This window comes from Amycolatopsis sp. SID8362 (assembly GCF_010550475.1).
GTDB lineage: Bacteria > Actinomycetota > Actinomycetes > Mycobacteriales > Pseudonocardiaceae > Amycolatopsis > Amycolatopsis eburnea.
In genome coordinates this window covers 1-11458 of the sequence record NZ_JAAGNB010000824.1, presented here as the reverse complement: position 1 = coordinate 11458, position 11458 = coordinate 1, and the positions used below count along the sequence as shown (strand labels likewise).

Below are 11458 nucleotides of genomic sequence, written 5' to 3'. Positions count from 1 at the left end.
AAGCCGCCGCGGCGCGGTCGGCGGCCGGGCGTAGCGGGCAGATGGGGGCGATGGGCCCCGGCGGCCGGCGCGGCGAGGGTGAGGAAGATGATGAGCACCAGCGGCCGGACTTCCTGATCGAGGCGGACCCGGACGCGATCTTCGGGACCGACCAGCGGACCAGTCCGCCGGTCATCGGCGAGTAGGCGGGTGGACGTGGCAACAGGCCGGGTGGACGTTCCGGTCGAGGCGCTGGCCGCGCTGGCCGAGCGCGAACAGGCGGGCCAGCTGCACATCACCCTCCGGCCGGAGCCGATCTGGCTGTCGGACGAGGAGCGCGACGAGGCCGGCAAGCGGATCGACGCCGCGCTCGCCGAAGCCGGGCTCGTCGACGTGCGCGGCCGCGTCACCGTCGACTTCCTCGACTGGCTCCCGCTGCTGGTCAGCCCCGCGCGGGAGTACTACGGCTGGGTCGGCGTCGACGGGCAGACCTACGGCGTGCTCGCCGCCGCGAAAGGGCTGCAGGCGATCCTCGCGGTCTCCGACGGCACGCACGTCGGGGTGCAGGAGATCGACCGGAACCGGCTCGCCGAATCCCTCGTCGAGCAGCTGCCGCCGGTCGGGCCCGGCGGCGGGCACCCGCGCACCGTCCGGGTCGCGGACCTGGCCGAGGCCGCCCGCCGCGGTCAGGAGGCGTACCCGCTTGCCCCGGCGGTCGCCGACGTCGTCAGCCTCGTGCAGCGGCCCGTCTCGGGCAGCGGTGAGCTCTACGTCGGCCGGCGCGACGACGTCGGCCGCCACAGCTGCCTGCAGCAGCCACTGCACTACGCCGACACGGACTGGGGCCGCTACCTCAGCTACACGACCGGGTCGGGCGACGACGCCGTCATCCACATCGGGCCGGCGGGCCCGCGGGAGCTGGCCGAGACGCTGGACGAGCTGGCCCAGACCCTGAACTGAAAAAACGGCAGGCGCGAGATCGCGCACCCGGCTAATGTGACAGCGCTGTTGCATTCCGGGTGGAAGGACGTGCCGATGCTGTACCCCGAGATCGAACCGTACGAGCACGGCAGGCTCGCCGTCGGCGACGGGCACGAGATCTACTGGGAAACCTGCGGGAACCCGGCCGGCAAGCCGGCGCTCGTCGTGCACGGCGGGCCCGGCTCCGGCTGCTCGGCGAACGTCCGGCGGTTCTTCGACCCGGCGCGCTACCGCATCGTCCTGGCCGACCAGCGCGGCTGCGGGCGCAGCACGCCGTACGCCGGCGAGCCCGTCGCCGACCTCTCCGCCAACACCACCGACCACCTGGTGGCGGACTTCGAACGGCTTCGCGAGCACCTCGGCATCGAGAAGTGGTTGCTGTTCGGGGGTTCCTGGGGCTCGGTGCTCAGCCTCGTCTACGCCCTGCGCCACACCGACCGGGTCAGCGAGATCGTCCTGATGGGCCTGGCCACCGACCGCCACATCGAGATCGAGATGCTCATCCGCGGGCTCGGCGCGTACTTCCCGGAGGCCTTCGCGAAGTTCCGCGAAGGCGTCCCGGAAAGCGAGCGCGACGGCGACCTGTCCGCCGCCTACCACCGGCTGCTCATGCACCCGGACCCGGCGATCCACCACAAGGCGGCCGACGACTGGTGCGCGTGGGAAGACGCCATGCTCCCCGGGGTGCCGCCGCACGACGTCTTCGAGGACCCGGCGTACCGGCTGTGCTTCGCCCGGCTCGTCACGCACTACTTCAGCAACCGCGCGTTCCTGCCCGACGGCGAGATCCTGCGCGAGGCGGGCAAGCTCGCGGGCATCCCCGCCGTGCTGGCCCAGGGCGTGCTGGACACGAGCAACATCGTGGGCACGCCCTGGCTGCTGCACCACGCGTGGCCCGGCAGCGAGCTGGTCATGCTGGACGACGTCGGGCACACGGTGTCGGCCGCGTCGATGCAGGACGTCCTGATCGGCGCGACCGACCGCTTCGCGGGCCGCTAGGGGATGAGCAGCTGCGGCTCGCCCTCCGGGGCGAGCGCGGCTTCGGTGCGCCGGACCCGGTTGGCCTCGGCCAGCCGGAGCCCGGTGACGCGCAGCGGCAGCCGGTCCATCCGCCAGTCGGCCAGCAGCAGCGCCACCTTCGCCTGCATCTCGGTGCGCAGCCGCAGGAACGAGTCCGCCGGGTCGGCGCCGACCTCGCCGAGCAGCAGCCACCAGGCCCACGCCGCCGCGCCCGCGTTCGCCACGAAGTCCGGCACCACCGCGACACCGCGCGCGGACAGGGCGGCTTCCGCTTCCGGTGTCGTCGCCGCGTTGGCCGCTTCGACGACCACCGAGGCCTTGACCAGGTTTTCGTTGTCCGGGCGCAGCGCGTAGGAGATCGCGGCCGGCACGAAGATGTCCGCGTCGATGCCGACGATCGTCTCGCGGGGGAGCGCGCGCACCCCGGCCGGCAGCCGCGAGCGGTCCACCTCGCCGAAGCGGTCACGCAGCTCCAGCAGGGCCGGGACGTCGAGCCCGACCGGGTCGTAGAGCGTGCCCGCGGCGTCGGCCACCGCGACCACCTTCATGCCCGCTTCGTGCAGGTACCAGGCCGCGCCGCCACCCATGGTGCCGATGCCCTGGATGGCCACCGTCGTCTCGGCGACGTCCCAGTCCCACGCCGCCGCGACGCCGAGGCAGGCCTGCGCCACGCCGTAGCCGCCGACGACGTCGCCGAGCAGCAGCCCGCCGGGCACCGGGGCGTTGAGGCCCGCCTGCACCCGGCGCAGCGTGCGGGCCGGGTCGGCCGAACGGCGGATCGCGGCGTGGTACGACTGCTCCAGCCCGAGCTCGGCGAACACCTCGTCGATCAGGTGCTGCGGGACGCCGAGGTCCTCCGCCGTCACCCAGTGCGCGTCCAGCCACGGCCGCAGGAACGAGCAGAACCGCTTGAGGACGCCGAAGGCGCGCGGGTCCTTCGGGTCGAAGTCGATGCCGCCCTTGGCCCCGCCGACGGGCAGGTTGAAGGTCGCGGTCTTGTTGGCCATGCCCCGGGCGAGGTCCTCCACCTCGGTCATCGTGCAGCCCGCCCGCATCCGGGTGCCGCCGGTGGCGACGCCCGAGACCAGGCTGTGCACGACCAGGTAGCCGTGCGCGCCGGTGATGGAATCGGTCCACGTGAGCCGCATCAGCGGTTCGGCGTTGCGCGGGGTCATCAGGCCACTCACCTCCAGGGAAGTCCGGGGCGGCCCGTCCCGGCCGCCTCCACGAGAGTGCGCTCCGGGTGGCGGCCGCGTCCATTTAACGAACCTGCACGATCTCGTTTAGGTTTTGTGTATGGAGCTTTCGTTGCACCGCTTGAGGATGCTTCGCGAGCTGCACCGCCGGGGCACCGTGACCGCCGCAGCCGCCGCGCTGCACTACACCGCTTCGGCCGTTTCGCAGCAGCTCGCGCAGCTGGAACGCGACGTGGGCGCGAAGCTGTTCGAACGGCTCGGCCGCCGCGTCCAGCTGACCGAGCTGGGCACGCTCCTGACGGAGCACGCGGAGGAGATCCTCGGCTCGGTGGACCGCGCCACGCTCGCCCTCGAGGAGGCGCAGGAGTCCCGCACGGTCCGGCTGACCGCCGGCGTGTGGGCCTCGGTGGCCTCCGGCCTGCTCCCGACGGCGCTGACCGCGCTGGCAAGCGAGCACCCCGGCATCGAGGTGCGCACTCGTGAACTGGCGCCCGAGGACACCGCCGAAGCCGTCCGGGACGGCAGCCTCGACCTGTCGTTCGTCATCGACTACTCCGACGCGCCGACGGCGTGGGACCCCGGGCTGGAGCGCGCGGTGGTGGCCGTGGAACGCCTGCACGCCGCGGTGCCGCGGGGCGCGGTGCCTTCGGGCTCGGCGTCGCTGGACGACCTCGCCGAGCACCCGTGGATCCTGGCGAGCGCGAAGTCGCACTTCGGCCGCGCGATGCGCACCGCGTGCCAGCGACACGGCTTCGCCCCGAAGATCAACCACGAGGTCGAAGAGCAGTCGACGGCGATGGCGATGGTGGGCGCCGGCCTGGGCATCACGCTGGTCTCGGACCTCGGCCTGCGCCTGCTGCGGCCGCCCGGGATCGACGTCGTCACGCTCACCACGCCGCTGCTGCGGACGGTGTCGATCGCCTACCGGCGCACCGCGTCCCGGCTGCCCGCGCTGCACCTGGTGATCGAGGCCGTGCGCGCGTCAGCGGCCGAACTGGGGCTGGGCACCGAGTCCGCTTTGCCCTGATCCGAGGGTTCTTACGGAGTGGTGAAACCGTCCTGCGGGGCAAGACGAGCCCTGAATTTGTCGTACCCCGCGTGTAGCGTCCGAAGTCAAGAAGTTCCACCACACGGAACCAGGAAACGGACATGACAGAAGCGTCTACGATGCACGATTTTCCCGAGAAGTCGGGCAGTGCGTCCAACCAGACCGCACGGGTCCTCGCGGACCGCGCGGCCGGGGAGGCGTACGTGGCATCGGTGTGCTTCAAGCACGGACCGCCCCGCCTGATCGGCGTGGAGCTGGAATTCACCGTGCACCACGCCGACGACCCGGCAAGACCCCTTGATCCCGACGTACTGGCCACGGCGCTGGGCGCGCACACCCCGCGGACACTGCGTCCCGACAGCCCCGCCACGCCACTCCCGGCCGGCAGCCCGGTCAGCCTCGAACCCGGCTGCCAGGTCGAAATCTCCAGCCCTCCCCAGGCCACGCTCCGCGACCTCGACGCGGTCGTCTCGGCCGATCTGCGCCACCTGCGCACCCTCCTCGCCCGGCACGGGCTCGAACTCGGCGAAACCGGTATCGACGCGCACCGCGCGCCGCGCCGGGTCCTGCGCACGCCGCGCTACGCGGCGATGGAACGCCGGTTCGCGGCGATCGGCCCCGGCGGCCTCACGATGATGTGCAGCACCGCGGGCCTGCAGGTGTGCGTCGACGCGGGGGAGACCGACCAGCACGCGTTCCGCTGGGCGGCCGCGCACGCCATGGGCCCGCCGCTGCTGGCCCTCTTCGCCAATTCCCGCGTCCACGCCGGGCGCGACACGGGGTTCGCTTCGGCCCGCTGGCTCGCGGTGCACGACACCGAAGCGGTCCGGTCGCGCACCGAACGCGTCGCGGGCGAACCCGCGGCCGAGTGGGCCGCTCGCCTGATGGACACGCCGTTGCTGGTGCTGCCCCGCGCCGGCCGGCCGTGGGACGCCCCGGAGGGGCTGACGTTCGCCGACTGGATCGACGGCAGGGGCGCGGCCGCCCTGCTGCCGAAGCCGACGTCGGCGGACCTCGACTACCACCTCACGACGATGTTCACCCCGGTCCGCCCGCAGGGGTACCTGGAGATCCGGTACCTCGACGCGCAGCCGCCGGGGGCGTGGCTGCCGCCGGTCGCGCTCGTCTCCGCGCTGCTGGCCCGTCCGGCCACCGTGGACAAGGTGCTCGACCTGTGCGCGCCGGTGGCGGGCCGGTGGACCACCGCGGCGCGGTACGGCCTGGCCGACCCGGGCCTGGCCGCGGTCGCGGCCGCGCTGGCCGACCTCGGCTGCGCCGAACTGGGCGTGACCGGGCTGGCGGCCGGATCGATCACCGAGATCAGCGAGAGCGTGCAGGGGCGCGTGTCCCGATCGAGGAGCGAAGCATGAGCACAGAGGCAGAAGCACTGGACGAGCTGAGCGCGCAGGACCTGCGCGCCCGAGCCGCCGAAGCACTGACGAGGGCGCGGGCGCGCAGCGTGGCGCTGACCGACGCGGTCGACGACGAGGACCTGATCCGCCAGCACTCGAAGCTGATGTCGCCGCTGGTCTGGGACCTGGCGCACATCGGCGTCCAAGAAGAGCTGTGGCTGGTCCGCGACGTCGGCGGCCGGGAGCCGCTGCGCCCGGACATCGACGACATCTACGACGCCTTCCAGCACGCCAGGGCCGACCGGCCGGAACTGCCGCTGCTCGGGCCGGCCGAGGCGCGCGCGTACGTGAAGCAGGTCCGCGAGAAGGCGTTCGACGTGCTGGAGCGCGTGCCGCTGCAGGGCGCCAGGCTGACCGAGCGGGCGTTCGCGTTCGGCATGATCACCCAGCACGAGCAGCAGCACGACGAGACGATGCTGGCCACCCACCAGCTGCGCAAGGGCGATCCGGTGCTGCACGCGCCGGAGCCGCCGCCGTCCCGCGCCGGCGCCCTGCCGGCCGAGGTGCTGGTGCCGGGCGGCGCGTTCACCATGGGCACGTCGGCCGAGCCGTGGGCGCTGGACAACGAGCGCCCGGCGCACGAGGTCGCCGTCGACGCGTTCTGGCTGGACACCGTCCCGGTCACGTGCGGGGCGTACGCCGCGTTCCTGGACGGCGGCGGGTACGACGACGAGCGGTGGTGGAGCCCGGCGGGCTGGGCGTACCGGACCGAACACGGCATCACCGCGCCGCGGTTCTGGCAGCGGGAGCAGGACGGCTGGTGGCGGACGCGCTTCGGGGTGTACGAGCGCATCACGGCCGACGAGCCGGTCGTGCACGTCTCCTACTACGAAGCCGAGGCCTACGCGACCTGGGCCGGGCGGCGGCTGCCGACCGAAGCGGAGTGGGAGAAGGCGGCGCGGTTCGACCCGGCGAGCGGCCGGTCGCGCCGGTTCCCCTGGGGCGACGAAGAGCCGGGCGCCGAGCACGCCAACCTCGGCCAGCGGCACCTGCGGCCAGCGCGGGTGGGCGCGTATCCGGCCGGTGCGTCGCCGACCGGCGCGCACCAGCTGATCGGCGACGTCTGGGAGTGGACGAGCACCGACTTCCACGGCTACCCGGGCTTCGCGCCCTTCCCGTACCGGGAGTACTCGGAGGTGTTCTTCGGGCCGGAGTACAAGGTGCTGCGCGGAGGCTCGTTCGGCACCGACTCGGCGGCGATCCGCGGCACGTTCCGCAACTGGGACTACCCGATCCGGCGGCAGATCTTCGCCGGCTTCCGGACGGCCCGCGACGCGGCGCCCGGCGAGGTGGGGTAGGCGCATGTGCCGCCACATCGGCTACCTCGGCGAGCCGGTCTCGCCCGCCGAGGTGCTCTTCCGCGCGCCGCATTCGCTGCTGGTGCAGTCCTACGCGCCGGCGGACATGCGCGGCGGCGGCTCCGTCAACGCCGACGGGTTCGGGCTGGGGTGGTACCCCGGCCCGGGCTCGCTGCCGCTGCGCCACCGCCGCTCGACTCCACTGTGGACGGACGAGACGCTGCCGCCGCTCGCGGCGGCGGTCACCTCGGGCGCGTTCGTCGCCGCGGTCCGCAACGGCACCACCGGCATGCCGGTGACCGAAGCGGCCGCGGCGCCGTTCACCGCCGGGCCGTGGCTGTTCAGCCACAACGGCGTCGTCCGCGGCTACCCGGATTCGCTGGCCGAACTGGCCAAGACCCTGCCGATCACCGAGCTGCTGACGCTGGAGGCGCCGACGGATTCGGCGGTGCTCTGGGCACTGCTGCGGGCCCGGCTCGCCACGGGTGAGGACCCGCTGACGGCGGTGGCGGCGCTGACCGCCGCCGTCGAGGCGGCCGCGCCCGGTTCCCGGCTCAACTTCCTGCTCACCGACGGCTCGACCCTCATCGGCACGGCCTGGACGCACGCGCTGTCCCTGCTGGAGACCCCGGCCGGGGTGCTGCTGTCGTCCGAACCCTGTGACGGCGACCCGCGCTGGCGGCCCGTCCCCGACCACCACGCCGTGCGCGCCACCGCGGCCGGCGTCGAACTGCTTCCCCTGACCCAGGAGAACCCATGACCGAAGTCGATCTCGACCACCACCGCTCCGGCGACGCCGTCACCGCGGAACTGCGCGCGGACGTCGTCGCCGGGCTGACCGCGGAGCGCAAGTGGCTGCCGCCCAAGTGGTTCTACGACGCCGAAGGCAGCGAGCTGTTCGAGAAGATCACCCAGCTGCCGGAGTACTACCCGACCCGCAGCGAGCGCGAGGTGCTGGCCGCGCACGCCGGCGACGTCGCCGAGCTGACCGGCGCGCACACGCTCGTCGAGCTGGGCTCGGGGTCGAGCGAGAAGACCCGGCTGCTGCTCGACGCGCTCACCGCGCACGGCACGCTGGAGGCGTTCGTCCCGCTCGACGTCTCCGAGTCGGCGCTCGCCGAAGCCGCCGAAGCGATTTCGGCGGACTACCCGGGGCTGACGGTCCGGGGCGTCGTCGGCGACTTCACCCAGCACCTGGCCCTGCTGCCCGGGGGCCAGCCCCGGGTGGTGGCGTTCCTCGGCGGCACCATCGGCAACTTCCTGCCCGCCGAGCGCGGGGCCTTCCTGCGGTCGGTCCGGGACGTCCTCGACGAAGGGGAGTGGCTGTTGCTGGGCACCGACCTGGTCAAGGACGCGGGCATCCTCGAACGCGCCTACGACGACGCCGCGGGCGTGACGGCGGAGTTCGACAAGAACGTGCTGCGGGTGATCAACGCCCGGCTCGGCGCGAACTTCGACACCGACGAGTTCGACCACGTTTCGCACTGGGACGCGGAAAACGAGTGGATCGAAATGCGCCTGCGGGCCCGTCGCGCGCTCACGGTCGAGATCCCGGGCGCCGGCCTCACGGTGAACTTCGCCGAGGGAGAGCACATCCGCACCGAGATCTCCGCGAAGTTCCGGCCGGCCGGCGTCGAAGCGGAACTGGCCGCCGCCGGGTTCGAGCTGGCGCACTGGTGGACCGACTCCCAGCAGCGGTTCGGGGTGAGCCTGGCAAGATCCGTGCGTGGCTAATCCTCTTCGGGCCCTGGCCCGGGCCGTCGGCACGAAGCCGTGGCTGATGCGCACGGCGCGGTTCGTCGTGTGGGCGGACAAGAAACTGCACAAGGCGTTCGGCGGCCGGGTGAGCCTCGTGGCGCTCGCCGGGCTGCCGTCGCTGCGCCTCACGACGACGGGCCGCAAGAGCGGGCTGGCGCGCAGCACCAACCTGCTCTACTACCCGCACGGCGACACCTTCGTGCTGACGGCGTCCAACTGGGGCCGCCGCCACGACCCGGCGTGGGCGCTGAACCTGCGCGCGAACCCGAAGGCGCAGGTCGCGCTGGCGGGGCGGCCCGTCGAGGTCGTCGCGCGGGAGCTTTCCGGCGAGGAGTACGACGCGATGTGGCGGGAGCTGCTGGGGTTCTGGCCGGGGTACGCGATGGAGCAGCGGGAAGCCGGCCGCCCGTTGCCGGTTTTCCTGCTCACCACGGTCGTCGGGTAGGTTCCCACCATCCTTTTGGCCGGTGACGGCTTTCGCCGGTTTGTGCCAGTCTCACCCGGGTAACGCGCCGTGACGTCCTGGACGCGCGGTGGATGCGTGACCTAGGGAGGAGACGTCTTGCGGAGATCCACCAGGGGCCGGATACGCTCGTTCGCGCTGGCCGGAGCGCTCGTGGCCGGGCTCGGCACGGCCGGGACGGCGGGGACCGCGGCGGCGGCCACCGAAGCCGTCGTCAAGCCGGCGGTCGTCGGGGCGACCGCCGCGCCGAACTGGGGCACCTGCCCGCCCGCCACCCTCGCCGGCGTGCCCGCGGACCAGGTGAAGTACTACAGCTGCGCCCGCTACCGCGTGCCCATCGACCACGACAACGCCGCGCTCGGCACCATCGACATCGCGCTGCTCAAGCGCGCGGCCCGCACGCCGGACCAGCGCGTCGGCTCGCTGTTCCTCAACCCGGGCGGCCCGGGCGGGTCCGGCCTGCGGATGCCGATCAGCGGCCAGTACTACTTCCAGCCGCAGGTCCTCGACCGCTTCGACCTCGTCGGGTTCGACCCGCGCGGGGTCGGGCAGAGCAACCCGCTGCGCTGCTTCACCACCCAGGAAGACGCGGACGAGGTCTTCTCCGCGCAGGTCCCGGTGCCGCTCTCGCGCGCCCAGATCTCCGGGACGCTGGCCAGCTACCGCGACTACGGGCAGTTCTGCAAGAACAACGCCGGTTCGCTGCTCAACCACATGTCCACCAAGGACGTCGTGCGCGACCTGGACACGCTGCGCGCGGCGGTCGGCGACCAGAAGCTGACCTTCGTCGGGTTCTCCTACGGCACGTTGATCGGCTCGACCTACACCTCGATGTTCCCGAAGCAGTCGCGGGCCATCGTGATCGACGGCAACGTCGACCCGGCGCTGCGCACCAGCGACGGCGTGCAGTACGACCGCGAACGCGCGCAGGGCTTCGAGTTGTCCCTCGACGGCTTCCTCAAACGGTGCGACCAGGCCGGCGCGAAGTGCGCGTTCAGCGACGGCGACCCGCGGGCGAAGTTCGACGAGCTCCGCGAGTACCTGCGCAAGCAGCCGATCACCATCCCCGGTGGCGGCACGGTCGACATCAACCAGTTCACCGGCGGCGTGTCGAGCGTCCTGTACTCGCCGTCGGCGTTCCCCGGCCTGGCCGAGGACCTGCAGGCGCTCTACACCGCTCTCCACCCGGCCGGTGCGCAGGCCCAGACCCTGCAGGCCAAGCCGCTCAAGGCACTCACCCCGGGCAAGCGGGGCCTGGCCGACCAGAACCCGGACAGCCCCTACACCAGCGACGACTCGTACTTCGCGGTCAACTGCTCGGACAAGCCGTTCCGGATCAAGCAGGACCAGGTGCCGGGCATCGCCGCGCAGTGGGAGCGTGAATCGCCCACGTTCGGCCGCTACCAGGCGTTCGCCGACACGGCGGGCTGCCCGGTGTGGCCGGCGAAGAAGCCGGACGCCTACCGCGGCCCGTGGCGGGCCAAGACCGACGTCCCGGTCGTCGTGGTCGGCAACTACTACGACCCGGCGACGCAGTACAAGTTCGCCCAGCGGATGGCGCAGGAGCTGGGCAACGCCCGCCTCCTGTCGGTCGACGCGTTCGGCCACTGCATCCTCGGTGACGCCCTCGGCGTCGACAAGGCCGTGGCCGACTACCTGACCGACCTCAAGGTCCCGGCGGGCGGCCAGGTGTTCCAGCCGAACGTCCAGCCGTTCGAAACGCCGTAGCGGACCGGGCCGGGGTGACGCAGCGAACGTCGCCCCGGCCTTTTCGCGTCCGGTATCGTGGCGGGGCTTGATCAACACGAGTACGGGAAGCGAGGTGAGCGGCACATGCCAGCGGACAGTCATCGGACGGCCGGGCGCGCGCTCACCGGGGGTTTCCCGCTGGGCTGAACCCGGCCGCCCTCTGTCCGGCAGTGCGCGCACGCCGGAAAAGAGCCGGATCATGACCATCTTCGAAATGCTGCTGCGCGTCGGCGCCGGCGTCGGCCTGGGTGCCGTCATCGGGGTCGAGCGCCAGTTCCGCGCCCGGATGGCCGGGCTGCGCACCAACGCGCTGGTCGCCGTCGGAGCGACCCTGTTCGTCCTGCTGTCCGCGCACGGCTTCGGCGGCCTGGCCTCGAGCGGGGACGCCGACCCGACGCGGGTGGCCGCCCAGATCGTCTCGGGCATCGGGTTCCTCGGTGCCGGTGTCATCATGCGCGACGGCCTGAACGTCCGCGGCCTCAACACGGCGGCGACGCTGTGGTGCTCGGCCGCGGTCGGCGCGCTCGCCGGCGCCGGGCTGTACGCGGTCGCGG

General features: G+C 72.7%; 11 protein-coding genes and 1 pseudogene. 11 read left to right on the top strand and 1 reads right to left on the bottom strand.

Features of this window, described 5'->3' with window-relative positions:
- From G3I65_RS25420 to pip, 3 genes and pseudogenes are all read left to right on the top strand, one after another.
- Nucleotides 1–185, top strand: a pseudogene (locus G3I65_RS25420) (hypothetical protein); the annotation flags it as partial.
- Between the two features lie 25 nt (nt 186–210).
- On the top strand, nt 211–939 hold the full coding sequence (locus G3I65_RS25415; RefSeq protein WP_160698337.1) for an ESX secretion-associated protein EspG: 729 nt from the start codon (nt 211–213) through the stop codon (nt 937–939).
- A gap of 75 nt (nt 940–1014) precedes the next feature.
- Nucleotides 1015–1959 carry a prolyl aminopeptidase gene (pip, locus tag G3I65_RS25410; RefSeq protein ID WP_160698334.1) on the top strand — a complete coding sequence of 315 codons (945 nt, stop codon included), beginning with the start codon at nt 1015–1017 and terminating at the stop codon, nt 1957–1959.
- On the opposite strand, the gene G3I65_RS25405 is transcribed toward pip, so the two are convergent.
- Nucleotides 1956–3155 (bottom strand): Glu/Leu/Phe/Val dehydrogenase, encoded by a 1200-nt coding sequence (locus G3I65_RS25405; protein WP_160698333.1) that lies wholly within the window; start codon nt 3153–3155, stop codon nt 1956–1958. The genes pip and G3I65_RS25405 overlap by 4 nt on opposite strands.
- Nucleotides 3156–3276: 121 nt before the next feature.
- Here G3I65_RS25405 and G3I65_RS25400 point away from each other — a divergent pair, with 121 nt between their 5' ends.
- The 8 genes from G3I65_RS25400 to G3I65_RS25365 all read left to right on the top strand — a co-directional run.
- Nucleotides 3277–4203, top strand: coding sequence for a LysR family transcriptional regulator (locus tag G3I65_RS25400; RefSeq protein WP_160698332.1), 927 nt, complete (start codon nt 3277–3279; stop codon nt 4201–4203).
- Between the two features lie 122 nt (nt 4204–4325).
- Complete coding sequence (locus G3I65_RS25395; RefSeq protein ID WP_160698331.1) at nt 4326–5594, top strand: glutamate-cysteine ligase family protein; 1269 nt, start codon at nt 4326–4328, stop codon at nt 5592–5594.
- Nucleotides 5591–6934 (top strand): ergothioneine biosynthesis protein EgtB, encoded by a 1344-nt coding sequence (egtB, locus tag G3I65_RS25390; protein WP_160698330.1) that lies wholly within the window; start codon nt 5591–5593, stop codon nt 6932–6934. The genes G3I65_RS25395 and egtB overlap by 4 nt, the downstream gene beginning before the upstream one ends.
- Nucleotides 6935–6938: 4 nt before the next feature.
- The gene (egtC, locus tag G3I65_RS25385) at nt 6939–7694 is read left to right on the top strand and encodes an ergothioneine biosynthesis protein EgtC (RefSeq protein ID WP_160698329.1); all 756 of its coding nucleotides are present in this window, start codon (nt 6939–6941) and stop codon (nt 7692–7694) included.
- Nucleotides 7691–8668 carry an L-histidine N(alpha)-methyltransferase gene (egtD, locus tag G3I65_RS25380; protein WP_160698328.1) on the top strand — a complete coding sequence of 326 codons (978 nt, stop codon included), beginning with the start codon at nt 7691–7693 and terminating at the stop codon, nt 8666–8668. The genes egtC and egtD overlap by 4 nt, the downstream gene beginning before the upstream one ends.
- A gap of 46 nt (nt 8669–8714) precedes the next feature.
- Nucleotides 8715–9137, top strand: coding sequence for a nitroreductase family deazaflavin-dependent oxidoreductase (locus tag G3I65_RS25375; protein WP_160698336.1), 423 nt, complete (start codon nt 8715–8717; stop codon nt 9135–9137).
- A 141-nt stretch (nt 9138–9278) separates the two neighbouring features.
- Nucleotides 9279–10883 (top strand): alpha/beta hydrolase, encoded by a 1605-nt coding sequence (locus G3I65_RS25370; protein ID WP_160698335.1) that lies wholly within the window; start codon nt 9279–9281, stop codon nt 10881–10883.
- 220 nt (nt 10884–11103) lie between these two features.
- Nucleotides 11104–11458, top strand: a 355-nt coding sequence (locus G3I65_RS25365) for an MgtC/SapB family protein (RefSeq protein ID WP_160698327.1), incomplete at its 3' end; no start/stop codon positions are given.